The organism is Paenibacillus sp. FSL A5-0031, from assembly GCF_001956295.1.
GTDB lineage: Bacteria > Bacillota > Bacilli > Paenibacillales > Paenibacillaceae > Pristimantibacillus.
In genome coordinates this window covers 229,867-256,504 of record NZ_MRTD01000005.1, presented here as the reverse complement: position 1 = coordinate 256,504, position 26,638 = coordinate 229,867, and the positions used below count along the sequence as shown (strand labels likewise).

Sequence of the window (26,638 nt, the reverse complement as noted above, 5' to 3'; positions counted from 1 at the left end):
GCAATTATAGGCTAAGAGCTGCTTCCCGACCATGGACATAATCCTGAACCATTATGGACGATTTCCTGTTAATAAAAGCGCAGTCTCATCCACGATACGACTCAGCGCAACGGGAGAATATTCCCTCCATGGCTCCGATGGAATCATTTTGACTCGATTTTCCCTTACAAAAGGAAGCGACATCCAGTCCGTTGACTGCTGCAGCTGCGTCCAATATTGAAGCGTCTCCGACTCTTGGCAAACAAGCAGCAGCACATAGTCGGCGTTCAATTGTTTCAGATTATTGAAAGACATAGGAACATTCCATATTGGTCCCTCTTCTTTATGCAGCGGAGATATCCCTAGTCCTTGATAGATAACATCATCTATAACGAGGTCACTGTACATATAAACCGTATTTCTCAATACCTTCAAGACGGCTACATCTAAAAGTCGCGATTGATGTATGAGCCGTATTTTCTCTGCCATTTCCCCTTTCTTACGTTCAAATTCCTCCAACCACTTCTTCGCTTCAGATTGCGCTCCTAATGCTTCTGCTAATACGTCAAACTTTTTCCGCCAGCCCATACGATCATCAGGAAGTGCAAAAATAGGCGCCACCTCGGATAATCTTGCTCTTTCCCAAGGCTCTAGCTCATGGTCGCATAAAATGAAGTCCGGGCTCGTAGTCTCCAGCCTTTCGATATTCGCTTCTTTAAAATGGTTTTGGCGATAAGCATCCAGATGGACAGGAATTTCAAGCCCATAACGATCACAATAATATTTGCTCCATTTCGGATGAAGCGGCGCCGCATAAGGAATAATGTCGAGCGGAAGCAAGTAACCGATTAGTGCAGTCGAGCCGTATACTGCGATCCTCTTGCCGCGCTTCTTTAAATAGGCCGTTGGGGACATGCCGACCAACTGCTTGAACTTTCGACTGAAATAAAATTCGTCTGCATAACCTACCTCATGCGCGACTTCTTTCAGCAGCCGATCGGTACGCAGCATCAGCGATTTGGCAAGGTCGATTCGGGCTCTCGTCAAATAATCAAGTGCACTGACGCCATATGTTTTTTTGAACAAATCCACGAAATATTTAGGGCTTAGCTCCGCCATGTTGGCCAGCAGCTCTATGGTCATTTCCTTATTGCAGTTTTCTTTCATAAAAGCTCTGGCGCGCTCCAGCGCCTCCTTTGTCCCTTCCTTGGAAGCCATTTTTCCCGAGGTAATCAGCATATACAACAGCTCCGAGCAATCGAGCTTCGCCCTCCACTTCTTTATGCCGTCATCACTTGCGAAGCCGTCATAAATCGTTCGGCCCTGTGAAGACAAGTAGCCTGCTGGCCCTAAAGACAAACCATCTATGTTAGAAAATAAAATTTGCAGCGCTGACTCATCCAACTGGAAATCTACCCTTTCTTCATTCCTATCAGCTAGTTTCAAGCGGATAACAACAACGGACAAGTTCCCTCCCAGATCGGATGTCAGGCCGAAAGTACTGTCTGGCGGACATGCATAAATGTGATCACGCTCAAGCGTGGTGTATCCATCTTCTCGCCTCATCGTCCCACTGCCGGCAAGCGAAATAATTAAGGTACCCCATCTCGTCACATGCTGCTTCAAAATTTCGCCAGAAGCACCCGTATATAGCTCAACTGACTTGATTGTCACGTCTAAATTACTGAAATTAATGATGCTTTTATTTGTTATTGCTGTATCCATAACATCCATCCTCTAATCGATAATGATTCTCATTTACTCATACAGTATATCAAAACTAACTACCTATGAGAACTTATTCTACTAATTAGCTCGATGAACATAACTAGAAGCACTTTGCAGCTGTTTTTATTGATATTTTTCCAAGCTGCCAATCGTATACATTACTCGCTTCAATCATAACAATCACCAATAAATGTTAAAGGATAAACGCGTATTATGTCGAATGTCAATGTATGATGATGCAAATGAAAAATAAAACCACCTTCAAATATGTAGCTATTATTCTATTGTTTCTTAGCGCTCTTCTTGCCCTGCGGTGGGCATGGTCTGAACTATTTTCTACTGCTGAGCACCCTCGTGCTGTGAATGGCGTACTCGACATTCGCGGATGGGACATAAACAACTCAGCTACCATTCCCTTGGATGGCCAATGGGAGTTTTACCCTGCAAAATTAATCCATCAACAGGATGTTCAGCCGTTGCAAAATCAGTTCCGCTATATTCAGGTTCCGGGTGACTGGGGCAGCGTACTGACCAAAAAGGCTGACACCTCTATCGGGTACGGAACGTACCGATTGCGAATTCTAATCGATCCGCTTGAGCAGCCTGTCGCATTTTGGCTGCAAAAAATACAAGCCTCATCAGGCGTAGAATTAAATGGGCTTGTTGAGAACGACTTCGGAAAACCAGCCGACAACGCTGAAGAGTACAAGCCCAAGAAATTCTCTTACACCGCTTCTTATTCTGTAAAAGGCACCACAGAACTTGAACTGCTCATTCGTGTTGCTAACTATGACGATGCTTACAACGGGGGAATTTTACACTCCATTCAATTTGGTTCACAAGCAGCGATTGATTATGTTCGATGGTACTCTATCGGCTTTCAGCTCGTCACATTTATCGTTTTGCTGCTTCACGGCTTGTATGCTACGACCCTTTTCTTATTCAATCCTCAAGAAAAGAGTTTGCTTATCGTTGGTTTGTTAACGCTCGCTACCGGAATTACGATCGTCATCGGCCATGATAACCTGCTCTTGCTATGGCTGCCAATTAACTATACATGGGCGCTGAAGCTCAGGCTGCTCTCTCTGCTTTGGCATTCCTTTTTTATTTTTCTACTATTTAGAAGATTGTCTTCGGCTCCTCCGAAGAACCGATGGCTGCGAATATTTACAGCAGCGCTCATTGTTTATTCCTTGTTTCTAATTGTAGCAAGCGCACAGCTTGTAAATGGATCGGTAGCATTAAAAATATTTTCATTTTTTTATCTATTGCCCTTTGCCTGGTTTGTTTATACAACAGGAACGATGGTCTTAAGGAAGCAAACAGACAACAACGACGTTGTCTTCCTGTTGTTATCCGCGGCAGGCGTTATGTCCAGCTTCCTTTGGAGCTTAATCAATTCAAATAGCCAGGTTTCGGTTGTCTATTATCCAATAGATATCATAGCAGCTATCATTGGTTTTTCTACGTACTGGTTAAAGCAATTTTTCCGTAACACGAAGGAAAACAAAGTGCTGAACGAACAGTTAAAAAAGGCTGACAAGCTGAAAGACCAATTTCTTGCCAATACTTCACATGAACTGCGAACGCCGCTGCACGGTATTATGAACATTGCTCAAACCGTTGTAACGAAAGAGAAAGGGCAAATGAATACAAAAAGCGTTAATGATATGGAGCTGCTTATAAGAATAAGCAGCCGTATGTCGCATATGCTCGGTGATCTTCTAGATGTAGCAAGGCTGAAGGAACACCGAATCGTGCTGCAGCAGGAGCCTTTACAAATTCAATCCATCGTGCCTGGCATCGTTAGCATGCTGAAATTTATGATCGAAGGCAAACCTATTCAACTTCATGTGAATATCGCTGAATCGCTGCCTTGGGTCATGGCAGATGAGAAAAGGCTTGTACAAATTTTGTACAACTTATTGCACAACGCTCTAAAATATACGGAAGAAGGATCAATCACGATTTCTGCGGAGATTCAGAATGGGATTGCTGTCATTCATGTCTCCGATACGGGAGTCGGCATGAATAAAGAAACGCAGGCGCGCGTCTTTCTTCCTTATGAACAAGGGATTTATGGAATCACTGATGGAAGAGGAATTGGGCTTGGTTTAAGCATTTGCAAGCAGTTGGTCGAATTGCATGGCGGAGTGCTAAGCGTTCGCTCTGCGCTTGGCAAAGGTTCTATTTTCAGCTTTCAATTACCGCTTGCCAATATGTTCAGCCTACCTTCAGCACAGCCCTTGTTTCCTATACACCAGACAACGGAAGAAACAGAAGAAAGCCATGGTGGATTGATTTTTCCAGACATCGCAATCGACGAAATAGCAATCTCTTCAATTAACACGCCATTTCTGAATGATGGGAAAATGAATATTCTTGCAGTGGATGACGACCCGGTCAATCTGAATGTGCTTGTTGGCATTTTATCATCCGAGCCATATAACATTACAACAGCCAATTCAGCACGTGAAGCGTTAGTGTTGCTAGGCAGTGGGCAGTGGGATCTATTAGTTGCCGATGTTATGATGCCACAGATGTCCGGCTACGAGTTAACGAAGAAGGTACGGGAGCAATACTCTGTATCGGAGCTCCCCGTTTTGCTGTTGACTGCCCGTAGTCAGCCTGCTGACATTTATACCGGATTCTCGTCTGGAGCAAATGATTATGTTACCAAGCCTGTAGATGCTCTAGAACTCAAATACCGAATCAGGGCGTTGACTATGCTGAAGCAGTCTATTAATGAACGTTTGCGTTTAGAAGCCGCTTATCTTCAGGCACAAATCCATCCGCATTTTCTGTTCAATACCCTTAACTCCTTAATGGCGCTAAGCGATATTGATACAGACAAGATGCGTAATCTGGGCGATTCTTTTGTATCCTTTTTACGGATTAGCTTTGACTTCTTAAATACAGGGGAGCTTGTTGAGCTCTCTCACGAGCTGGAGCTTGTAGAAGCCTATTTGTATATTGAGAAAGAACGTTTCGAGAACAGGTTGACTGTCGTATGGGAAGTGGATGCCAACATCAGCTTGCTTATCCCGCCCCTTTCTATACAGCCGCTGGTTGAAAATGCGATCAAACATGGGCTTCTTAGTCAGAACAACGGCGGCACGCTGCATATACGAATCAATCGCCAGGACAGCTTCATACGAGTTGAAGTCATTGATAATGGCATTGGCATGAATGAAGAACAGGTCATTCAACTGCTCAGTCCAACGATGAAAGGAAAAGGCGGAATAGGGATAGCTAATACGAATCGACGATTGACTCAAATGTATGGTCAAGGCTTATCTATAATCAGTAAGCCTAAGGAAGGAACCACCGTGTCGTTTGTCATTCCAAACAACCGCAATCAGCAGGCTATGGATAATGATTGATTTTAGCAGCTGCTAAATAACTTCCATCGATACAAAAAAGACGGACAAATGGTTTCTCATTTGTTCGTCTTTTTGCTATTCGAAAATAATTCGAAATAATAGTGATCCAAAATTTCATTAACTCCGTACGCAAAGCGTCGAAACTACAATATCTGGTTAAATATTGGGCTTGCGGCAGCGGTGCTTCTATTGTGCGTGTATATTTTCACATTAAGAGATCAGGTATCTGACCTCAGTAATGAGCTCACGCTCGCCCAGATGAATGAGCCTCCACAGGGCTTGCAGACAAATCAAGCTGTCAGCTTAAGCTCGGCGGCGCAAAATATTATTGCCCAAGGCCTCGCTACCATCGTCATTGACAGCAAAGGAACACATCTGCTCGTGCAGGCCGAGAAGCTTCCGCAAATCAAGCAAAACGAAGCATTTCAGGTATGGCTGATGAAGAAAGGCCAGGACGTCGTAAACGCAGGAACCTTCTACCCAGTCGATGGAAAAGGCGGCTTGTATTTCACACTCGACCAGAATTTGAAGGGTTATGATCAAATCGCGATTACCCAAGAACCAGATGCTTTCGGTAAAATGCCGCGAGGGACTGCCGTCTTGACTGCCGAGCTTCGTCTATAAGACGAATAATTGAAAATAAGCCAGCTTATTGGACTCATGCGAAGTCCTTAAGCTGGCTTATTTTTTGTTTAAACACCGTTTTTTTGTACTTTTTATAATCGTTTCAGCCTCCTTCACGCTCTTCCTTATCTAGCCAAGCGCACGCAGGACATCATCGATTTTCAGGCTATGGGCGAGGACGCCATAATTCATCCAGCTCAAAAAATCAACCTCGAATACACGGTTATGACGTACTGCGGGAAGCGATTGCCAATGGGGCGTCGCGTAAAGCTTCCTCTTTTCTTGTTCTGAAATCTCAAAAGTGACGAACACATTATCGGCATCGACCTGCGCGAGCAATTCTGGTGTTAGCACCGCTGTCCTTGTGCTCTTTGTCAATTGCTTTACAAGCGGATGAGGCGTCATTCCCAGGTCACTATAGAGAATAGGCCCCGTGTATCCCTTATCCGGACCGCCATACAGCAATATTCCATTAGCTTGAATTCGTAGAAAAACGGTGGTTTGATGATGAATCGGGCGAAGCTTTTTCCGAGCAGCTTCTGCTTTTTGTTCATACTTCGCTATAATATCAACGACCTTTACGTTTTTTCCTCTACCGATTAGATCTGCCATGATTCGCAAGGTCTCCTGCCAATCTTCTCCCTCATTGGACATTTTGTAGAGCGGAGCCTGTTGCTCCAAGAGATGATGGTCCCATTTATCTGGAAATCCGTTGTCTACCAAAATAAAGTCCGGCTTTATCGGCAGCTGAGCAGCATATTTATCGGAAATCTCAATTGCGGGAATGTGCTCAAGCCCCAAATACGACTGTTTTCCCCAATTCGTTATGGAGCACTGCAGGATAGGCGTAACGCCAAGCGTTACCAGAAAATCTTCAAGAAACGGTGCGAATACACGAATCTCCTCTCGGTAATGTCTTCGGTATTGCCCTGGCGATATGCCGACCGTCTTCTTGAAGCGGCGGTTAAAATAAAACTCATCGCCAAATCCGGCGTTCTGTGCAATATCGGACAAACGATCATCGGTTGCTTGCAGCAGGTGCTTCGCTTGATTCATTCGAATGCCGGATAAGTACTGCAGCGGCACCTGACCCGTTATCTCTTTGAACAAACGCGAATAGTGTGTACGGCCAACATCGGTCAAATTCGCCAGCTGGCCCACCGACCATTCGTTGCGATAGTCATGGTATAGCCGATCAATTGTAGCTTCAACCGCTTTCCGACTGCTCTGGGCATGAGAAACGGTCAGATTGTGCTTGAGAATATGTCGGAGCAATTGTTGAAAACATATTTGTTGATCCAAATCGTCCAGCTCATCACTAGTGTCTGATAAGCTAAAGCTATATAACCTCTCAATCCACTCCAAGCACTGGGAAAATGGGTGGCACACCACTTCTCCTGTACATGGAAATGAAGTACTCCATTTGCTATTCGAAGCGTCCCGACCATCTATTCCAATGTAAACAATCTCAAAGCTCAGTTCATAATGAATGAGTCCGCTGCTGCCGACTTCATTTGTAATGGTTGCCCCTGGCTCGGAAATAAAACATTTGCCGCGCTCGAGCTGATAACCGCATCCATCTAGAACGAGGCGCCCTCTCCCGTCCATAATGACATACAATCGATAGCAATCATTTTTTCTCGCTTTTTGTTGTTCATGAGGTTCAGATTCCTTATATTTCACTCCGATTAAGCGATAGATTTTGCTTGGAGATGTATTCGTATTGGCGTTTATCTCTTGCATAGATTCATAAGCCCTCCTTTCCGTGAGAATGATTATCAATAAAATTACTATAAACGATAAAGAAGAGCACTTCAACTGTTCGTTGAAATGCTCTTCCGATAAAATTGTATTTGCAGCGTGAAGGTTACTTCAGCAAAACTTTTTCCAAATCTTTAATCTTAAGTTGGTTAGCCGTGAAAGCGCCCGTCTGCCAATAGGTACGATCCACTTGATAAACATTTCCTTTCTTTATAGCAGGAACGCTTTGCCAAATTGGACTATCGAATAGATTTTTAATGGATTCTTGATTCTCGGGCGATGACCAAGATCCATTTGATGTTAAAATAATGATATGGTCTGCATTAAGATCAGGAAGCTTCTCCATGGAGATCGTTTCTATAAAGGCTTCCATATCCGCAACCATCTTTGGCGGAGTTAAGCCTAATTCTTTGTAAAGGATAGAACCAACAAATTTGTTCTTAATTCCAAGAAGATTAAGGTCAGTCTCACCGATATTAAGCCGCAACACAGCAACTGATTCATCTCCAATCGCTGCTTTCAGCTTGCTTTTTGTATCCGCGATTTTCTGCTCATAGTCCTTCACCAGCTTCTCGGCTTTCTCTTGTTCACCAATTAGATCAGCAATCTTAAGAAGAATATCGGAGGAACTGCTCATCAAAATGTCGTCAGGCATCCGAAAGGTTGGTGCTACCTTAGAGTATTTTTCATAGATAGCTTCATCTACAAAACCATCTGTAATAATAAGATCCGGTTCTGCATCTAGCAGTGCTTCAATGCTTCCTGTTATATCAAATGGAGGAACGTCTAAATTCAAATATTCCTGTTTGCCCCACATTGGATGGTACCACTGTACAACAGGCTCCACACCAAGAGTGACTAAATAATCCTCCAAATAGATAGCTGCTATTCGCTTCGGTTTAACCGGAATTTCAACCTCGCCAAAAAAATCCTTCACTACGTGTGTTTCGTTCTCATTCGTTTTCACTTCTTTACCATTCTCTGCGGCTTTGTCTGTTTGCGTATTCACAGCATTTCCTTTGTTCGCTGCTTCTTTTTTCTCTTCTTGCGCTGTACTGCATCCTGTGAGTGCCATAAAAACAATCAGTAAAGAAATGAGACCCCTTACGATAATGCTGCGTGATCCTGTATGCCGAAACATATTTTACCCACTCCTGTATATGTATTGTCGTAACGAAATGTTTTCATTGATTATCATTCTCATTTCGTTCATGAGCAATTATATCATTACGGTTTTGGGATACAATGTCCATTCTTATGCGAATTTTTTATCCAAACATGAGATAACGAACACGATTCAATCCTAAAAAACATGTCATCTTTATATAAAAAAACAACCGCCTCTAGGCAAAATGTTTCGCCCAAAGCCGATTGTTTGTCGCAAATATTCATTATTTTACCGCACCGGCAGTTATACCAGCTACAATGTATCTTTGAAAAAAAGCATAGACGAGTACAACAGGCACCATTGAAATTAGCAGTCCTGCGAACAATGGCCCCCATTCGGTTCTGTACTGCATCTCCCCCTGCATGATCGCAATTCCAACAGGCAGTGTGTACTTGGAAGGCTCATTCACGAAGATCGTCCCCATGATGTACTCATTCCAATTGTTCAAAGCGTTCATAATCAAAATGGGAATCATACCGGAACGAGCCATTGGCAGCATAATTTGAAAAAAGGTTCTAAAATACCCCGCCCCATCAATATAGGAGGCTTCCTCCAATTCCTTCGGCAGCGATTTGAAAAAACTGACCAAAACAAAAACGCCAAACGGCAATGACCACGCTGTATATACAAGTACTAATCCGTTTAGTTTATTTATTAAGTACAAATCGTTTAGTAGAAAGAACAACGGTACCAGCCCCAAAATAAGAGGGATCATCATTGAGGACAAATAGACCATATACATCAACTGGCTGCCGCTGAACTTGAAACGTGCTATAACATATGCAGTTGTAGCCGATAACAAAATGGATAAGCATGAGCTCATTAAAGTAATGTATACGGAATTCAAAAAATAGTCGCCAAAATGATAGGTTTTCCACACATAAGAAAAATTGCTCCAGTAAAGCGGAAATTCAGGCATTGACCAAGGTTTGTTCGTTAAAAATTGCGGATTATTTTTTAAAGCACTTAGTAATGTCCAAAGCAGCGGATAAAGCACAGCCGAGGTCCACAGAAGAAGAACGAGGATGGCTGCTGTCCTAAATATTCGTGAAGGCTGACTGAAGCTCATACATGCATCTCCTCTATGAAAATTCAATGCTATCGCGTCGAAGCACTCGCTGTAAGACTAGCGTTGTTGCTAGAGATAAGATCAAGATCAATACACCAAGTGCTGCAGCGTAACCCATATGAAATTGACGGAATCCCATTTGGTACAAATAGGAACCAAGCACTTGCGTTGAATTATCTGGCCCCCCTTCCGTCATCAATAAAACCATTACGAAGGAGCCGTTTAAAGTCGTCATCACAATATGAAGAATGCTGACCTTAACCTGCTCCCAGATCAAGGGAAGCGTAATCCTCCAAAACTGTCGATTAGGCGAGGCTCCATCCATTTCAGCCGCCTCGTACAAAGAAGCAGGTATGCTAAGAATACTGGCAACGAGCAGCAGAAAATAAAATCCTACCCCAGCCCAAATCGAGGGCCATAAGATCGACCATAACGCCGTTCCTTCTTCCCCTAGCCAAGGCCTATTGTTATGGACATTCGTGAATATCCCAAGAAACGAATTCAGAAAGCCGATGCTCGGATTATAAACAAATCGCCATAACACACCTATAACCACAATTGAGATCAAATTCGGAAGAAAAAAGACTAATCTAAAAAACTGCTGCCCTCGTACTCTGAGTCTAGTAACTGCAACAGCGAAGAAAGTAGCTAACAGAATGATTCCAATTACTTTTCCAATGACTAGAAAATAATCATTGCCAATCGCTCTCCATACGATGGGATCCTGGATCAGAGCCTTAAAGTTGTCCAAACCAATATAAGTCATATGCTCAGAACTGCCAGACCAGTCAAACAAAGAGATGTATATGCCTTTGGAAATGGGAAAGAGTGCAAAAAGGCAGAAGAAGAGGAACGTTGGAACAAGGAATGTAATAATGAATAGCTTTCTTTGTGCTTGACGCGACATTGACGCTCATCCTTTACCTGAAATAACTAGATTGCTCATCGCTTACTTTCTAGCCTTGGCTGCTGCTGCCTCAACCCGCTCCGTCCACTCTTCCGGTGTGATTTTGTTGATCGTTAAAGCTATCGTTGCATCACTCATCACCTTGAATACATCAGCATTAAACACAACTACAGGTGCGACAATCGTATTGTCGCTATTGTAATATTTCATAGCATTTTTGGCCGTATCTCCAGCATTGGAAGATTCCAAATCTACTTTCACGTTCATGAGAGCACCGGTTTTCTCCGCCCAGTTCAACGACGCTTTTTTGGTGAAAATAAATTCGATGAACGCTTTGGCAGCTTCAGGATTTTTCGCTTTTTTGGCAATCGCCATCGTACTTGTGTACGGCAACGCTATGAATTTCCCGCCCTTTGCTTGGGTTATTGAAGGAACGAACCCATACTTAAAATCAGATGGCGCATCATTTTTCATTTCGCTTTCCAGCCATAGCCCATTCGGAATCATAGCAGCCTTGTGCTGTAGAAATTGCATCTGCGAATCTGTATGGTTAAGCGCAGGAGCACCTTTATCAATTAGACCTTTAGCGGAAATCTCGCTTAATTGACGAAGCGCTTTAAGAACTGGCTCGCTTTTGAAAATGCCTTCTTTCATGTCACCCATGTCTTTCAGAATTTGCCCATTATCACCGTTCGCCGATATAATCGCTGGATATACGAAGCCGCCAAGAATGTAATCCGGATATACGCCTGTATGAATATAGGGACTAATACCAGCAGCTTTTATTTTCTCGCTTACCTCCATGAAACGATCAAAGTCCGTCGGAACAGCCCATCCATTTTTCTCAAACAACGCTTCATCGTAGAATGTGCCATATGAGCCGAATACAAGCGGAATATTGTAGGTTTTGCCGCCGTATTGCTCAGGACTTGCAATCATAACATCAGTAATTTTCTCTCCGTCTACGTTGCTCACTTCATGAATCCAATCCGATAGATCCAGAAGCTGGTCGTCTTCTACCATCTGCCTCGGATTTGATCCAGCTCCATCTATGTAAATAAGATCTGGGGGATTGCCTTGAATCCATCTCGGTTTCATTTGATCGTTAATTTTTGGGCCAGCCGATTGCTTGATTTTCAGATCAGGATTTAGCTTCTGGAATTGATCAATAACATCAATCCACCAAGCATCCCCATAACCCCCGACAAAATATTGGATTTCAAACTCTCCCTTAAGTCCATTAGCCACAGCGGATGGCGTGTCAGAAGCTGCTGGCTTTTCCGCCTCAGCACTCCCATTATTTGAACCGCAAGCAGCAACGATCAATAATATCATGATGAGCAGTGTTACAAATACCGGCCTTTTCATGTTCATAATAAATCTCTCCTTTTGTCATTACTCCCTTTTGAAAATAGATCCTCCGCAACAGATTTCGTCACGGAGGATCATACTGCCATTAATTCAAATACAATCTATTTTGCGGGATGATTTGTTTCGCTTGAAGCGGACTCGACCAAGACAACTTAGCGATGGCGTCTTCCGTATTGTCGTAATATTCAAGCTTAATATCATACTTCTGCCCCGCTGTTAATTGAATCGTTCCAGACCATTCGGTCGTTGCTTGATCCACCCACTTATTAATGATGAGCTGATTGTTCACCCATAGTCGAACCCCATCATCGCTACTCGTATAAAAAGTATAGGTTCCTGTATATTGAGGCTTCACTTTGCCCGTCCATCTTACGGAGAAGGTATCTGCATCCATACTAGTCATAGGAGCCCCTAAACCCCAATCGAAGTTCACAGTTGCATCGGTTCTAGTCGCTTTTAACGAGGTGAAATCCATGTTGTTGAAGTAATTGGCAGTAAGTCCCGTTCCTTCAGCCTCTCCCGGAGGAAGCTCGCTTGCTGGCGTAAATTTAATCCAATCGTAATACGCCCGAATTGGCGTGCCTGGATAGACAAACGGTCCAGTCCAGACTTCAGCAGGTCCTGCACCTGACCATAAATTGGCCATAATATGACCTGGACTTGTAGGAAGCGCGCCTCGCGAGCCGTTCTCCGTATGCACCAAATTACCATCAACGTACCACTTAATATACGTAGGAGACCATTCGAAGGCATAATTATGGAAGGCCAAGGAAGAATCGAATCCAAGATCGATAATCGTGCTATGCTGGCCTACACCGTTTGTGAAGTAGTTCGCTTCCAGCTTGGTCGTATCCTTGCCTAATATTTCAATATCAATTTCATCGTTTGACGTGTTTGTCGCTTGACCCGAATAGGTAAAGAGTGCTGTCACTAGCCCTGTACCCTTAGCCGCTTTAATGCGCGCTTCAACACGACCGTATCCATACTTCACATTCGTTGCATATTCGCCGGAAGCATAATTTTTGCCTGCGCAATTGGTAGGGCAACCCGTATTGTCCAAACGAAGCGCCATAATTCCATTACTAAACTCTTGGTTTACTGCCCGCCAGCCAACGCCAAAGTCCACTCCATTGCCCCAGCCATCCGACGTATAGAACAAATTATTGTTAATCCCATTCAACGGTTCATCAAACGCAACATCAGCAGCAGAAGTAACAGTCGGCATCATTAATGAGAGAAGCAGCATACAGGATAAGAGCCATACCATCATTCTTTTTTTGCTATTGCTTGCCATGTTCATCATTACACACCTCTTTCTCAGATTGGTATTGCGAAAAAAAGTGGTAAACAGGCTTTCAATTTACTCGTTTCCTCTGCTAATGCTTACTTTTCCATCCTTCCGAATAACGTCAGCACCAATCCCATCCGTTAAAACAAGCAGCGGTACGTAAGCATGGCCATTATTCAGGATGACTGGATTTTTCATCATCGTTTTTAACCCATTAATAAAAGCAACGTTCGAATTCACCTTAAAGATCATTTCGGATTTGGACAATTTGTCATTGACGATGATTTCTTGTTTAGCTGCATTCCATTTCACCGTTGCATGTAAGCTTTCCATAACAAAACGAAGCGGTGCCATTTCTGTTTGTCCGATTTTGAATACTTTTAGTTCTCGTGCATCTTCAACTAGCAAATCTACAGATCTCCCTTGTTTTACAGGTGTTGAAGGATCTACATTAGTTTCAGGCTGCTGCTTTGACAGTGTATAAGCGATTCGATCCACCTCAGCGATCTGGGTTTTACCTGGATACACATACTCGTTCGCCCAACCATTGGTTTTGGTAGCCGGCCACATGTTCGCAATTATATAGCCAGGTGCTGAAGGGAGCTCTCCTCGCGAGCCGGTTTCCGTATGAACGAGCTTGCCGTCTACATACCACTTGATTGAATCCGGCGCCCATTCAAAGGCGTAATCATGGAAATCATCCGCTGCATCAAACCCTAGAGGAATGATCGTCGAATGCATGCCAACACCTTTTGTAAAATAATTCGTTTCGAACTGCGTCGTGTTTTTGCCTAAAATCTCAATATCGATCTCGTCAGCCTTACCGTCTGAATCAGCGCCATAGGTGAAAAAACCGGTTACGACTCCATCGCCTTTAACCGCTTTCATTCGAACCTCAAACTTACCGTATCCGTAACGCTGCGTTGTAGAATATTCCCCTGAAGCATACGGTTTATCGGAGCATTGCGCTTTATCCTGTGCACACGGCTTGTCGTCTATCAACAATTTCAATTTCCCGTCTTCAAAGATGACATGATCATCTCTCCAGCCGCTCAGAAAGGTTCCGCCATTGGACCATCCGTTAGAAGCATACCAGCGATCCGAATCCTTCTGGTCCAGCAAATCTATAAATGTTTTACCTAAAGCTTCTGGTGCTTCAGCTTCCTCTGCCATAGCAGCAACCGGCATTGCGCAGAGCATAACAGCGATTATGAATGTTAGCAGCGTGGATTTGAGATTTTGTTTCACAAATGAGCCTCCCATAATAAATTGTGCTTTTCTCCATTTTTAACCCATCCTAATTGCCGTTACCTGAGGCCCCACCTCCCAACGTAAAAGCTTAGTTTTACTTCGTTAAGTAGATGAAAAACATTCTTTACAAACGCGTCATTCCCACAGTTAGCATTTTGCAATAATAAGTTCTTTACGGTTAAATTTTACAAATAAAAAATATGCTTTTCTCCTCTTTAACGATTATAAAATGGCACTATCCAACTGTTATTTGGCATACGGCCAGATGAAGCGTAGTTTTTAGGCATAAAAAAAACCGTTCGAGCGCTGAGCTCGACGGTTTAATATTCATATAGACTTTTACTAAGAAAACAAAAGCATTCACTGCACACTTATTTCATTGCTGCTATCCTCAGCCTTCTTAACAGGTAGTTCCATATAAATAGCAACAGCATAAAATATTATTCCGATAATCATGAACAAAATGCTGATAACATGAGGCGCTGTCATCATCGTCTCATCCATAGCTATTGCGAATTTACCGGGCGGATCACTCCATCCCGTCATTTTTCCAGCAAAATTAGCAATGGCAAGAAAGACAATACCAAATAGTAGAGTTCCAGATAGAAGGAATGTTGATCCCGCAATTAAACATATTTTTTTCACACCTGATAACCTCCCGATCTGTTATGAAAAAAAAAAGAGAACCGCTCCAATCAAGCAAAGATCAGAATCAGCTCTCCTTTCCATGTTACCATATATCGGAAGTTTATCCAAAGATCAATGCATAGATCATTTGTAATTTATACTTTTATAACAACGAGCTGTACTTTGCTTAACCTTTTAGCCTAGTCTGCATAAATACTACTTCATCGGCTAATTTCTCGATACGCGCAATGATGTCCTCATTTGCAATTTGCTGCTGCTCATTAAAGTGTTCATCATGAATATAAACATGTCCCGGTGCTACATAAGCTCTAAAATAACCAGCTATCGGCTTCAGCTGATTTTCAACTACGAGGTAATGATGACTGGTTCCTCCAGTAGCGATAAAGCCCATTACTTTGTTCGATATTTTGGGAACGGGAACGAGATCAAATAGATTTTTTAATACGCCGGTAATCGACGATTGAAAAATCGGTGTGCCGATAATATAGAAATCAGCAGCTGTTATCTTCTCAATTACCTTTTGTGTATCTTCATTGTAATCGGATATGTTGCTTCCGTCGCAAAATTGTACGTTTTTGTAATGCCGCATATCCAGAAAATCGACTTCAATATCCGGATATTTATTCCTGACAACGTCTAAGCTCGCATCTACAGCCGCAGCTGTTTTTGATCCCAAAATAGTACCTGAAATGCCCAACAATTTCATCCTTTTTCACGCTCCCGCAAAATTTATAATGTTTTTTATTCCATTTCTGATTAGACACTTTTTAAACTATAATGTATATTATATTGAGGTCATTTGTTCTTTGTCAATGACCATATCCACAGCGTTGACATGATCTAACAGATAAGATACATTTATTATATATTTTAATATACTATATATAAATAAAAAGGGAGAGAACCTTTCGTGAGCAATGAACAACCAGATCTATTTACAGATATAACGATTATTGGCGGCGGTCCAACAGGGATGTTCGCTGCGTTTTATGCTGGGATGCGGCATGCAAGCGTGAAAATTCTGGACAGTATGCCTCAGCTTGGCGGGCAGTTGGCCGCTCTATACCCTGAGAAATATATATATGATGTTGCTGGATTCCCTAAGGTGACAGCCCAGCAGCTTATTCATAATTTACAAGAACAAATGAATCATTTCCCTGTGCAGGTTTGCCTGGAAGAGAAGGTTCAGTTGGTGATTAAGAAGGACGAGCATCATTTTGAAATTATCACCGATAAAGGAACACACTATAGTAAATCCGTCATTATTACCGGCGGCATAGGCGCATTTGAGCCGCGTCGATTAGAGCTTCCAGAAGCCAAACCTTTCGAAAACACAAACTTGCAGTATTTTATAAGTGACTTGAATCAGTATAGCGGCAAAAGGGTGATCATTAACGGAGGCGGCGATTCCGCAGTCGACTGGGCACTTATGCTTGAACCGATTGCTGAAGAGGTTACGCTCATTCATAGGCGGGACAAGTTCCGCGCTCACGAGCACAGCGTCGAAAATCTTCTAAAATCGAAAGTGAATGTCATTACACCAGCGGAGATTACGGAGCTGCATGGGGATGAACAGATCGAGAAAATAACGATTACGTTTGGCAAAACAGGAGAAACACGCGAACTCGCATGCGACGCGCTCATCGTTAATTTTGGTTTTGTTTCCTCGCTTGGTCCCATTTTGGAATGGGGATTAGAAGTGGAGAACGGCTCTATCGTCGTTGATACCCGAATGGAAACGAATATTAAAGGGATCTTTGCAGCTGGAGACATTACAAGCTATCCTGGTAAAATAAAGCTTATTGCCGTTGGTTTCGGAGAAGCTCCTACTGCCATTAATAACGCTAAGGTTTATTTGGACCCTACCGCTAAACTCTCGCCCGGCCACAGCAGCAATCTGAAGCTTTAACCACAGAAAAAACAAGAACAGTGAGATATAAATGCTATCTCACTGTTCTTGTTTTTGTCTCTTTTTTATGGAATAGGTACATCTTTGTCCACCTTTGGCAAGACACTCGGATCTCGAAACCTCTACATCGCCCAGCATCGTTTCAAACAGCTTCAATTCACATTGGCAGGCATGTTGATATTTGGTCGCTACTTGCTCAATTGGGCAATTATTTTCTTTCAAAATAAATTGTTCGTTGTTGATCTTTTCCCATTCCACCATATATCCATTCTCGTTCTGAATTTCTGCGAGTGCCTTCACTCTATCCTCAAGCTCTTTGCTTTGCATGCTTGATTCGTATTTTTTAGTCATTTTGTTTTTGCGGCCTTCAAATAACGAATCTACCGCCGACGAGCCAAGCTGATCGGTAAGCTCATCCAATAATTCAAGCGTTAATGTATGATATTTGCGCGGGAAAAATCCGTCTGCATGCTCCGTTAAACAATAAACCGCTGTTGGTCTGCCCATCGCTTGTCTTATGGTCTTTGATGAGATAAGGTTATCTCTCTCCAGCGATTGAATATGACGTCTAACGGCCATTACCGTAATTCCCAGCTCTTCCGTAAGATCCTTTGTACTTAAATTACCCTTCGTCTTCAGCAGCTGAAGAATATATTCTCTTGTAGAAAGCTGTCCTTGATCTATGTTGGTCATTTCTAATCACCTTCCGATAATTGTCATATGAAATATTTCATGTCTGAAATGAATACTGCAATAATAACATTTTCTAAAATCAATGTCTCCACTCTGCAATAATTCATCCTTGCGTTCATCTTCATTTATCGGAATGGATCATCAAAATTAGATTTGATCTTTTATATACTATTATATATAATAAATTTAATAATTCAACTCCATCCTTTTTTCCAATTCTAAGCGAGGTGCATACATGATGATAGAAATAAGCGAAAAAGCAGAGTCCATTATTAATCAGATGGTCATCGATTCAGGAAACGATCGTACGTTTTTGCGAGTAGGCGTTGAAGATGGCGGCTGCAGCGGATTATCCTATAACATCAAATTGGATGATACCATTACAAATGATGACCATTCTTTGCAAACGGATCATATCAACGTGGTGTGGAACACTCAGAGCGAGCCTTATTTGGCGGGGTTAAAAATTGATTATGTGGAGCAAGGCATGACTGGCGGCTTCACAATTGATAATCCCAATGCCAAAGCAACCTGCGGCTGCGGAGCTAGCTTTCGTACGGCGACCTTCAAAGGCAAACGCGAAAAATGCGATGAATAACCCTCTCCTCCCATTCGGAACGAGGTATTTTTTTATCACACTTATTATACATTTATATTGACTAAGTATGAAATATCAATTAAGCTGTAAGTATAACTTACCAAATCAACTTATGGAGGAATGAACCATGTCACATCAATTACCTGAACTGCCTTATGCAAACAATGCTTTGGAACCGCATATCGACGAGCAAACGATGATGATTCATCATGACCGCCATCATAATACGTATGTAACAAACTTAAATGCCGCTTTGGCGAACTATCCTGAGCTTCAGCAAAAAAGCTTAAATGAGCTGCTTCAAGATTTAAAAAGCGTCCCTTTAGATATTCGGACAGCCGTACAGAACAATGGAGGCGGACACGCCAACCACTCTTTATTTTGGGAATCGATTGGACCTGATGGCGGAGGATTGCCTGCTGGTCATTTGGCAGAAGCTATCGATAAAGAATTAGGCGGCTTCGACTCGTTTAAGGAGCAGTTTACGAAAGCAGCTACAACTCGTTTCGGCAGCGGGTGGGCGTGGTTAAGCGTAGATCATAAAGGCCATTTGTTCGTTTCGAGCACGCCTAATCAAGATAGTCCGCTTATGGATAATCTGACTCCTATTTTAGGTCTCGATGTTTGGGAGCATGCTTATTATCTCAACTACCAGAACAAACGCCCTGATTATATTTCAGCATTCTGGAATATCGTGTTATGGGATGTTGTAGCGGATCGATACGAAGCGGCTATAAAATAAGATGACAACGAATTATAAAAAGCTAGGCTGCTGCATGGCAACCTAGCTTTTGTCATGCTTATGGCGACTCCAAAATGCTGCCGTCACTGCCGTCGTCAACCTTTGATTCTACGCTTGTCATTGATTTCATTAACTCCGTTACGGTCACGAATTGAAAACCCCGTTTATCCAGCTCGTACAGTATCGTCTCCAAGGCTTTGACTGTTTGCTGAGAACCAGGAATGTAATCATGCAGCAATACAATGTCTCCGTTTCTTGCGTTATTCAAAACTTTGTTTACAATTTTGTTCACGCCAGGGCTTCGCCAATCATTTGTATCTTGATGCCACGACCACAAAATCGTTGTGTAACCTAATGTTTTCGCAACCTGAATTGAATTTTCATTGTAATAGCCTCCGGGCGGGCGAAATAAAAGCGGCTTTTTCCCCGTCAAGGCTTCTAACGCATTTTCAGTTTTTACAATCTCATCTCGAATAGTCGCTTGGCTTATTGATTTCAAGAAGTAAACATGATTAAACGTATGATTGGCTACCTCATGCCCTTCTGCAATTTCTCGCTTAATTGTTTCCGGGTAAAGCTTCACCTTGTTGCCCAGTACAAAAAAGGTTGCTTTCGCATTGTATTTCTGCAACAAATCGAGAATAACTTCCGTTGTTTTCGGATATGGCCCATCGTCAAAGGTTAAAGCAATTTTCTTATCCTCCGTAGGAACCTCCCACACAATTTCCCCCCGCTTCTCATAAAAAAAACGGTCCTTTTTAATTGGTGCTGAGAAACCTACCAAAAAAACGAACATGAGCAGCAATAGCAGGCCACGCTTACTAATGGACAACGGTTTTCCTCCTAGCGGCTTATCGATATGTATGACGAGATTGATTCGGCAGCTCCATAAGGAGCTGCCGATATCAAGTCTTATTAACGGAGCGGAGCGGTTACAGCATTGCCAATATCGCGAATCATGATGGTCACGTCATTCGCTAACGTCTTCAATGGATGACCATTAGTCATGCTCGTGTTCATCGATTGTATCTTCTTATGCATACCTTGATCGGATGTCACATGAATGTTGTACTCCGGATATTGACCTTTTAAGGCAGCATGCACTTGTTTCTCAATAATTGCTTTTTTGCCGATGTTATCAACATCTAGGCCTACGATTGCATCTTTATTATGAATGACGACTGTTGCTTTTTTCACACCGCTAACTTGCTTAGCACGATTCGCTAATTGACCAGCGCTTTTATTATGATCCATTCCGAGGCGATGTACCGTTCCATCGGTGCCATTCATTCGATTTGTGCCATTGAGACTGTTGGTTCCATTCATTCCATCACCGTCAATACCGTAGGTGCGGTTAGCACTATAAGGATTGGCGCTATATGAATTGTTATTATTCACTAAAGGATCGACACCATATGCTCTATTATCCAAATTGTTATATCTTCTATCCGTCATATTAGTGCCGTGAGGAACCATTTTTGATTCAATACGATTCATGTCGTTTTTAACTCTCATTGATTTTTGGTTCACCGTATGGTTTTGACCGCATGCCGATATCGAAAATCCAATAGCAAGCACCATAACTGAAGTTAGAACCGGTTTTAAATGTTTTTTCACTACATAACACCTCCTGTTTGATGATAATAAGTTGTGCTAAATGTGATCATTCATACATGGAAAAAATAATTCAAGCAACAACGGCATTTAAGATAACCTTTTTATTCGTTTATAAAGCACATCAGGCGTAATATCGGGACTGCCTGCATTAATGCGCGGTATTTCCAATTTATTAATCCCTTTTTTGGCCAAACCAGGTTTTGTTGTATAGCCATAAATAACGCCTGCCCCCAGCATCGTTGGAAACAAAGTCTTAGAATAGATGCCAAAAGGATAGCTGATCGAATCCGGATTTTTCACCCCTGCTTTTCTCAGAAGGTTTATGCATGCTGCAGTGTCCTGCTTGACGCGTGATTTATGAAGCTCCAGTGCATTTTTCCCTCCGGCTTTTTTATTTACATAAGTTAATGCGCTTTTCTCCCCAACCTTCTGATGCAATTGATTGGTATGGCATTGAAAATCGATACTTGTTGATTTAGCCATCATTTGTTTTATTTGTGCGTAAGATAAATGCGGTATCGTCTTAGATGGCTTCTCTAAATAGCTTGTAATCGTAAAATTAACTGCTGGAATAGATAATTCTTTTAGGATCGGATAAGCCACTTTGTAAAAACTTTCATATCCGTCATCAAACGTAATCAATACGGCATTGCTCGGTACGGCGCCGCCAGCCAAAAAATGATGAAAGTCCTCCAGTCTAATGAACTGGTAGCCCTTGCTCCTTAAATAAATTAGCTGATCCCGAAAGAGCATCGACGAAATCGTCGAAGAACTTGAATCTTTATCGTGAACATGATGATACATTAGAACAGCGACTTTATCCTTATACACACCAGAAGAGCTCTTTGCCGAAACAGAGGAGGAACTTATAAGTATTAGAAAAGCCAGGCTCAGCATGAAGGTCATTCGAAAAATGATGTTCATTTTGTCGATTTGCTCCTTTCTAATGAACTCAGCTGTTCTCAAATTTTTGCTGTATCCTTTGGAGGGTCATAGTCATAAGGTCTGCAAAGCACCAGCAATCATACATGGTAAAAGTAGCTTCCAATCCTCCCAAGCAAGGATGGTTTTTTTTGCACGCAAAAAAGGAACAGTATCCGCATTCTACATAAGCGGTTAACTGTTCCCTCTACATTTGAATTTCCATCGTTTAATCCTCAACATTTCTTACATCTACAGATACATGCAATATTTGCTCGCCCGTGCCTCTATATACACCTTTAACCGGCACAATATCTTTATAATCCCGTCCGTGCCCAAGCTTTACATAACGCTCTCCAACAGGATCAACGTTAGTCGGATCAAAGCTGCACCAGCCTAGTCCTGGTACAAACGCTTCAACCCAAGCATGCGAAGCTTGCTCGAAATCAGCGCTTCCTCCCTGCAAATCACCAACAAAGTGATAGCCGCTTACGTATCTGGCTGGGATGCCAAAAGCTCTGCAGCTTGCGATCATTAAATGCGCAAAATCCTGACATACGCCGCGTTTGCTCAAAAACATATCCGATGTTTTCGTCTTTACATCTGTCGCTTCAGGATCATAAATGAACTCGCTCCTAATCTTTGTAGACAGCGCACTTAGCCAATCGAGAACGCTTGCTTGACTGCTCGAGCTTGCGCTCAAAATTTCACCAGCAAATTGCTCCACCTCAGACGTTACAGCTGTATATTCGGTCGTAAGCAAAAACTCGGTGAAACGGTTGGCAGCTTCATCTGTTCTTAACCAGTTCCATGCCTGCTCTGGCGGCCGCTTGCTTAAGTATTGTTCACGTTCCTCCGACGTTGGCGCCTGCTTCGTAACAACGGTCATAGATGTTCGAATGGTAAGCCGCTTATGGGGACCATTAACCGAGAACGCATGAACACGATTGCCAAAATAGTCCTCATAGGTGAACAAAGAGGCATTCGGTTCAATCGAAATCGCTTGCTGGTAACAGGACTGTCTTTCATTGGTGCTGGGCGTTAGTCTAATTTCATTGACACTGTCCGTCACTGACTCTGCATACTCGTACTGCGTGACATGTGAAATACTGAGCTTCATGCGCTTGCCTCCCCCATACGAAAAAAGGTTTTGGCAAAAGCCATCCCAAGCTGCTGACAAGCATCCAGCAAATGAGCAACGATCGTTCCATTCCGATCAATGACCATATCCTCTCGCTCAAGACACGCCAAATCCGCTTTCACCTTGCTCACTTGGCGGATTACTTTCTCATGTGCGGTGCGAAGCTGTTTATCCTGCAGTTCAATATGCCGCATATGCTCATCAAGGGTATGCAGCGCAAAATGAAGAGACCGCGGAAATACGCCATTAAGAACAACAAATTCAACGATCGACTCCACAGAGATGCCATCAGCATAATAACGACGAAACGCTTGATAGCCGCTAACCGAGCGCAGTACGGCCTGCAAATAAGGATATGCCCTTGCATTGTCCCAATCCTCGCCGCTAGCTGCGTTGCCCACTGCCTTAATGATGCGCAGCGTATTCTCAGAGCGCTCCAAGTATCGCCCGCATTCAATGAAATGCCATTCATTTTCCCTTGGCATGACGGATTGGCTGACCCCTTGAAAAAGCGCCGTCCATTCCTTGATTCTCCCGAAAAACAAATGCGGAGATTCACGCAGCAAATCATCCGGCTGCTTCTCCCGCAGCCACAAATAAAAAGCATTTGTTGCATCCCACATTTCACTTGGCACCTTCTCGCGCAATGTACGAAGATTGCCGCGAGCATGACTAACGCAGGAAACTAAAGAATTTGGATTATCACGATCAAGCGTCGTGTAGAACAGAACATCACGTTCATTGTAGCTGCTATATTGCTGTTCATAAGCCTCTCGGCTGCCAAGAGCATCTACGATTCTTGCCCATTTCGAATAAGAAACTATCTCGTCGCCCTCCAGCTTTCCTTTTAGGCTTGGCGTGTCGTCATCAACCTGAAGGTGGTAATGAACATCAATTAATCTAGCATGATTCTCAGCACGCTCCATGTAGCGGCCTATCCAAAACAACGCTTCTGCATTCCGGTTCAGCATAGCAATCCCTCCTGTTAATTATCGTTTTAGGACCCACGTATCCTTGACTCCGCCGCCCTGAGAAGAGTTGACTACAAGTGAACCTTCCTTCATCGCAACACGTGTTAAACCGCCCGGAATAACGTGCGTCTCTTCACCCATCAAAGCAAAAGCGCGCAAATCAATATGCCGAGGCGTCATGCCGCCATCCACCATAACCGGCGCTCGCGAGAGCTTCATCGTCGTCTGGGCGATGTATCGCTCAGGTTCCCGCTTAATAGCTTCAGCAAATGCATGAATCTCGGGCAGGGAAGCGCTTGGACCAATCAACATGCCATAGCCCCCCGAAAGCGATGTCTCCTTCACGACGAGCTGATCCAAATGTTCCAGCACGTAATCACGTTCCTCCTTGCGCGTTAAAATGTACGTTGGAACGTTATGCAAAAGAGGCTCTTCTCCCAAATAGTAACGAATCATGTCTGGAACATACGCGTAAACAGCTTTATCGTCCGCCACGCCTGTTCCCGGCGCATTAGCGATCGCTACATTTCCGGCACGATAAGCGTTCATGAGTCCAGGTACACCAAGGAAGGAATCCGGCTGAAAGGCAAGCGGATCAAGAAAATCATCATCGATGCGTCGATAAATAACATCCACTTGACGAAGTCCGCGCAAATCACGCAAATAAATTTTGTGGTCTTTGTATACGAGGTCCCTGCCTTCAACGAGGTGAATGCCCATCTGCTGCGCCAAAAAGGTATGTTCATAATAAGCTGAATTATAAGCACCAGGAGTGAGCAGCACGATCAGGGGGTCACGCTTGCCGCTTGGAGAAAGCGCGCGAAGTGAGCTTAGAAAACAATTTAGGCTGCGGTCAATACTTTGTACTGAGCTTGATAAATACAAATCATGAAATAGCTCATTCATTAACGTTCTGCCTTTAAACAAATAAGAAAAGCCTGATGGAGATCGCAAATTATCCTCCAGCACATAATATCGACCCTTCTCATCACGAATCAAATCAATGCCCGATGCTGTAATATATACACCGCCTGGAACATGTAGACCAGCCATTTCAGGCCGAAAATAAGTATTTGAAACAATCATTCTACGAGGAATGATACCGTCTGCTACAATTTTTTGTCCGTGATATACATCATGAAGGAATGCATTCAAAGCTTTGATTCGCTGCCTTACTCCTCGGTCAACGCCATCCCATTCATGCTTCGGTATGACGCGAGGGATATAATCGAACGGAATCGTTCGCTCAAGCGGCTCATTTTGCGCACCGCTGTACAGCGTGAAGGTAATGCCCTCCTCCATCATTCTTTGATTAATCGCGTTTTGCCTCACTGCAAGCTCAGTTGGATTCATTCTTCCGAATAATCGATGAACGCTTTCGTAGTGGTTACGAACAGAAAAGTCCTTATCGAACATTTCATCGTAAAAGGTCTGAGCATCGTAATATTGCGATTGCGACTGTTTGGCCGTCGACATGACAACCGCCTCCTTCATGATGGCCGCTATACCAGTTTGGTACTAGCTAGGGGGAAATCGATCAAATTTGTTGATTTCACGTTAAAAAACTTAACATTAATTACATATTTGTATCGGAATGTTAGGATAATCATACTAAATTCTGAATATTGTGTCAACTTATATAACACGAAAGCAGGAACCCTCAAATGAGAGAATTCCTGCTTTTTCTGAGCTGCATTTCCTATTCGGATTGGTTTAATTGCTGCAAATCCTTTGTAACTTTATCAACCATATTAACGAATGAAGCCAGTTCTTGGGATCGAGCTGCTTGATTACGGGCCTCAACCGAGGTTTGCTCCGATTCAAGGCGCACTGCGGATAGCTTCTTATCGATTTCCTCAAGCTTTGACTGTATCCCTTCAAGTGCGTTCCTTGATGAAGCGGCCAGCTTGCGCACTTCATTCGCAACAACCTCGAAGCCTCTCCCATTTTCGCCAGCTCTCGCAGCTTCTATCGCAGCATTAAGACCTAACAAATGCGTCTGATCCGATATGCCTCGAATCAAAGTTCCCATTTCGTTAATGCCTTCAAGCTCTTCACGAAGCTCACCTAATAGTGTATGCGTCTTATCCTGAGATTGCGAAGTCGAAATCGCAGTTGCCGCAATCGATTGTGCACCCTCGTCCAATTCAAACATAAGTGAAGCAAGTTCTTGCACAGCACTCGTAACAGTCGTCAGCATGATGGAACGATTGTCTGCCAGCTCTTGAATTTTTTTCTGTTCATGCTGATTGTAAGCTTCAAGCACGAATTGCGAGTCCAGATTAAACAATTTCGTCAAAGCATGCACAACATCCTTCCAGCGTTCAGGAAGAACTCTTTTCAGTACGTTCGTCGATATGTCCAGATAAGTCATATATGTACCCAAATACCAGTCCGTTGTCAACCCAATTCGGGAATGAACAGCGCCTATTTTAATGCGGTTATCAATGTAAGCTTGGTCGATTACCCCCTCGGTAAGCGACATGTAATACCATATCTGCGTTTCCTTCAAACGCTCAATGGTGCTTACATTAGAAATAATAGCGACAAGCTCCGGCTGCTGGCCAATACTTTCATAAAACCGGTCGACCACTTCATGGACAATATTTTGAAAAATGGGCTTGCATTCCGCTAAAATTTTGAGATCCTGCTCCGTAATGCCCGTGTATTCAATCTGCTTCTTGCGCTCTGCTGATAAATTAATCAAAATAGCCCGACTCCTTCGGTATATAGTAGACCACTATTACCTATTATATCGGAAAATATTCAAGAAACAGTATGATCATCTCAAATTCTTTTTAAACCTAGAGGAAGAAAAGAAAAGCCGATAGACAATTGTCTATCAGCTTCTCTAATACTCAGGCCAATT

General features: G+C 43.0%; 23 protein-coding genes. 5 read left to right on the top strand and 18 right to left on the bottom strand.

The window, feature by feature from the left end:
- Positions 1-51 precede the first annotated feature (51 nt).
- Positions 52-1,704, bottom strand: coding sequence for a helix-turn-helix domain-containing protein (locus BK120_RS11500; RefSeq protein WP_076267627.1), 1,653 nt, complete (start codon positions 1,702-1,704; stop codon positions 52-54).
- 236 nt (positions 1,705-1,940) lie between these two features.
- Between BK120_RS11500 and BK120_RS11495 the strand changes: the two genes are divergently transcribed.
- Together BK120_RS11495 and BK120_RS11490 are read left to right on the top strand one after the other, a co-directional pair.
- A complete protein-coding gene (locus BK120_RS11495) occupies positions 1,941-5,090 on the top strand; it encodes a hybrid sensor histidine kinase/response regulator (RefSeq protein ID WP_076267757.1) in 3,150 nt (1,049 codons plus the stop codon).
- A gap of 180 nt (positions 5,091-5,270) precedes the next feature.
- Entirely contained in the window at positions 5,271-5,714 is a 444-nt protein-coding gene (locus BK120_RS11490) for an anti-sigma factor (protein ID WP_076267626.1), read from the top strand.
- Between the two features lie 129 nt (positions 5,715-5,843).
- Here the strand turns inward: BK120_RS11490 and BK120_RS11485 are convergent, their stop codons facing one another.
- The 9 genes from BK120_RS11485 to BK120_RS11440 all read right to left on the bottom strand — a co-directional run bounded on the left by BK120_RS11485 (position 5,844) and on the right by BK120_RS11440 (position 15,883).
- The gene (locus BK120_RS11485) at positions 5,844-7,457 is read right to left on the bottom strand and encodes an AraC family transcriptional regulator (protein WP_256710857.1); all 1,614 of its coding nucleotides are present in this window, start codon (positions 7,455-7,457) and stop codon (positions 5,844-5,846) included.
- Between the two features lie 124 nt (positions 7,458-7,581).
- Positions 7,582-8,616: an ABC transporter substrate-binding protein gene (locus BK120_RS11480; protein WP_076267625.1), complete on the bottom strand. Its 1,035-nt coding sequence runs from the start codon at positions 8,614-8,616 to the stop codon at positions 7,582-7,584.
- Positions 8,617-8,866: 250 nt separating this feature from the next.
- On the bottom strand, positions 8,867-9,712 hold the full coding sequence (locus BK120_RS11475; protein ID WP_076267624.1) for a carbohydrate ABC transporter permease: 846 nt from the start codon (positions 9,710-9,712) through the stop codon (positions 8,867-8,869).
- A gap of 13 nt (positions 9,713-9,725) precedes the next feature.
- Positions 9,726-10,619, bottom strand: coding sequence for a carbohydrate ABC transporter permease (locus BK120_RS11470; RefSeq protein WP_076267623.1), 894 nt, complete (start codon positions 10,617-10,619; stop codon positions 9,726-9,728).
- Between the two features lie 42 nt (positions 10,620-10,661).
- The gene (locus BK120_RS11465; RefSeq protein WP_179089781.1) at positions 10,662-11,993 is read right to left on the bottom strand and encodes an ABC transporter substrate-binding protein; all 1,332 of its coding nucleotides are present in this window, start codon (positions 11,991-11,993) and stop codon (positions 10,662-10,664) included.
- Between the two features lie 82 nt (positions 11,994-12,075).
- On the bottom strand, positions 12,076-13,293 hold the full coding sequence (gene bglS / locus BK120_RS35240) for a beta-glucanase (protein WP_179089780.1): 1,218 nt from the start codon (positions 13,291-13,293) through the stop codon (positions 12,076-12,078).
- Between the two features lie 57 nt (positions 13,294-13,350).
- Positions 13,351-14,526 (bottom strand): family 16 glycosylhydrolase, encoded by a 1,176-nt coding sequence (locus BK120_RS34885; RefSeq protein WP_076267622.1) that lies wholly within the window; start codon positions 14,524-14,526, stop codon positions 13,351-13,353.
- A 363-nt stretch (positions 14,527-14,889) separates the two neighbouring features.
- A complete protein-coding gene (locus BK120_RS11445; protein ID WP_076267621.1) occupies positions 14,890-15,174 on the bottom strand; it encodes a hypothetical protein in 285 nt (94 codons plus the stop codon).
- A gap of 169 nt (positions 15,175-15,343) precedes the next feature.
- Entirely contained in the window at positions 15,344-15,883 is a 540-nt protein-coding gene (locus BK120_RS11440; protein WP_076267620.1) for an NADPH-dependent FMN reductase, read from the bottom strand.
- Between the two features lie 204 nt (positions 15,884-16,087).
- On the opposite strand from BK120_RS11440, the gene BK120_RS11435 reads away from it, so the two are divergent.
- Positions 16,088-17,086, top strand: coding sequence for an NAD(P)/FAD-dependent oxidoreductase (locus tag BK120_RS11435; protein WP_076267619.1), 999 nt, complete (start codon positions 16,088-16,090; stop codon positions 17,084-17,086).
- A 39-nt stretch (positions 17,087-17,125) separates the two neighbouring features.
- On the opposite strand, the gene BK120_RS11430 is transcribed toward BK120_RS11435, so the two are convergent.
- A complete protein-coding gene (locus tag BK120_RS11430) occupies positions 17,126-17,779 on the bottom strand; it encodes a helix-turn-helix transcriptional regulator (RefSeq protein ID WP_144376732.1) in 654 nt (217 codons plus the stop codon).
- Positions 17,780-18,014: 235 nt separating this feature from the next.
- Between BK120_RS11430 and BK120_RS11425 the strand changes: the two genes are divergently transcribed.
- Both BK120_RS11425 and BK120_RS11420 read left to right on the top strand, forming a co-directional pair.
- Complete coding sequence (locus BK120_RS11425; RefSeq protein ID WP_305953881.1) at positions 18,015-18,377, top strand: HesB/IscA family protein; 363 nt, start codon at positions 18,015-18,017, stop codon at positions 18,375-18,377.
- Positions 18,378-18,504: 127 nt separating this feature from the next.
- Entirely contained in the window at positions 18,505-19,119 is a 615-nt protein-coding gene (locus tag BK120_RS11420) for a superoxide dismutase (RefSeq protein ID WP_076267617.1), read from the top strand.
- A gap of 58 nt (positions 19,120-19,177) precedes the next feature.
- Here the strand turns inward: BK120_RS11420 and BK120_RS11415 are convergent, their stop codons facing one another.
- The 7 genes from BK120_RS11415 to BK120_RS36275 form a co-directional block, all read right to left on the bottom strand.
- Positions 19,178-19,951, bottom strand: coding sequence for a polysaccharide deacetylase family protein (locus BK120_RS11415; protein ID WP_256710856.1), 774 nt, complete (start codon positions 19,949-19,951; stop codon positions 19,178-19,180).
- A gap of 83 nt (positions 19,952-20,034) precedes the next feature.
- Positions 20,035-20,736, bottom strand: coding sequence for a YhcN/YlaJ family sporulation lipoprotein (locus tag BK120_RS11410; RefSeq protein ID WP_076267616.1), 702 nt, complete (start codon positions 20,734-20,736; stop codon positions 20,035-20,037).
- Positions 20,737-20,823: 87 nt separating this feature from the next.
- Positions 20,824-21,660 carry a polysaccharide deacetylase family protein gene (locus tag BK120_RS11405; protein ID WP_083681874.1) on the bottom strand — a complete coding sequence of 279 codons (837 nt, stop codon included), beginning with the start codon at positions 21,658-21,660 and terminating at the stop codon, positions 20,824-20,826.
- Between the two features lie 226 nt (positions 21,661-21,886).
- Positions 21,887-22,777, bottom strand: a complete 891-nt coding sequence (locus tag BK120_RS11400; RefSeq protein ID WP_076267615.1) for a transglutaminase family protein — start codon at positions 22,775-22,777, stop codon at positions 21,887-21,889.
- A complete protein-coding gene (locus BK120_RS11395) occupies positions 22,774-23,769 on the bottom strand; it encodes an alpha-E domain-containing protein (protein WP_076267614.1) in 996 nt (331 codons plus the stop codon). The genes BK120_RS11400 and BK120_RS11395 overlap by 4 nt, the downstream gene beginning before the upstream one ends.
- Before the next feature lie 18 nt (positions 23,770-23,787).
- Positions 23,788-25,245 (bottom strand): circularly permuted type 2 ATP-grasp protein, encoded by a 1,458-nt coding sequence (locus tag BK120_RS11390; protein ID WP_076267613.1) that lies wholly within the window; start codon positions 25,243-25,245, stop codon positions 23,788-23,790.
- Positions 25,246-25,468: 223 nt separating this feature from the next.
- Positions 25,469-26,476, bottom strand: a complete 1,008-nt coding sequence (locus BK120_RS36275; protein WP_076267612.1) for a globin-coupled sensor protein — start codon at positions 26,474-26,476, stop codon at positions 25,469-25,471.
- Positions 26,477-26,638 lie beyond the last annotated feature (162 nt).

Excerpts from the sequence above, each read along its gene's own strand:
- BK120_RS11440 (WP_076267620.1), bottom strand. The coding sequence starts at position 15,883 with ATGAAATTGTTGGGCATTTCAGGTACTATTTTGGGATCAAAAACAGCT.
- BK120_RS11400 (WP_076267615.1), bottom strand. The coding sequence starts at position 22,777 with ATGAAGCTCAGTATTTCACATGTCACGCAGTACGAGTATGCAGAGTCA.
- BK120_RS11485 (WP_256710857.1), bottom strand. The coding sequence starts at position 7,457 with ATGCAAGAGATAAACGCCAATACGAATACATCTCCAAGCAAAATCTAT.
- BK120_RS11500 (WP_076267627.1), bottom strand. The coding sequence starts at position 1,704 with ATGGATACAGCAATAACAAATAAAAGCATCATTAATTTCAGTAATTTA.
- BK120_RS11470 (WP_076267623.1), bottom strand. The coding sequence starts at position 10,619 with ATGTCGCGTCAAGCACAAAGAAAGCTATTCATTATTACATTCCTTGTT.
- BK120_RS11430 (WP_144376732.1), bottom strand. The coding sequence starts at position 17,779 with ATGACCAACATAGATCAAGGACAGCTTTCTACAAGAGAATATATTCTT.
- BK120_RS11395 (WP_076267614.1), bottom strand. The coding sequence starts at position 23,769 with ATGCTGAACCGGAATGCAGAAGCGTTGTTTTGGATAGGCCGCTACATG.
- BK120_RS11405 (WP_083681874.1), bottom strand. The coding sequence starts at position 21,660 with ATGAACATCATTTTTCGAATGACCTTCATGCTGAGCCTGGCTTTTCTA.
- BK120_RS11480 (WP_076267625.1), bottom strand. The coding sequence starts at position 8,616 with ATGTTTCGGCATACAGGATCACGCAGCATTATCGTAAGGGGTCTCATT.
- BK120_RS11390 (WP_076267613.1), bottom strand. The coding sequence starts at position 25,245 with ATGTCGACGGCCAAACAGTCGCAATCGCAATATTACGATGCTCAGACC.
- bglS (WP_179089780.1), bottom strand. The coding sequence starts at position 13,293 with ATGATGAACATGGCAAGCAATAGCAAAAAAAGAATGATGGTATGGCTC.
- BK120_RS11465 (WP_179089781.1), bottom strand. The coding sequence starts at position 11,993 with ATGAACATGAAAAGGCCGGTATTTGTAACACTGCTCATCATGATATTA.
- BK120_RS11420 (WP_076267617.1), top strand. The coding sequence starts at position 18,505 with ATGTCACATCAATTACCTGAACTGCCTTATGCAAACAATGCTTTGGAA.
- BK120_RS11475 (WP_076267624.1), bottom strand. The coding sequence starts at position 9,712 with ATGAGCTTCAGTCAGCCTTCACGAATATTTAGGACAGCAGCCATCCTC.
- BK120_RS11425 (WP_305953881.1), top strand. The coding sequence starts at position 18,015 with ATGATGATAGAAATAAGCGAAAAAGCAGAGTCCATTATTAATCAGATG.
- BK120_RS11495 (WP_076267757.1), top strand. The coding sequence starts at position 1,941 with ATGATGCAAATGAAAAATAAAACCACCTTCAAATATGTAGCTATTATT.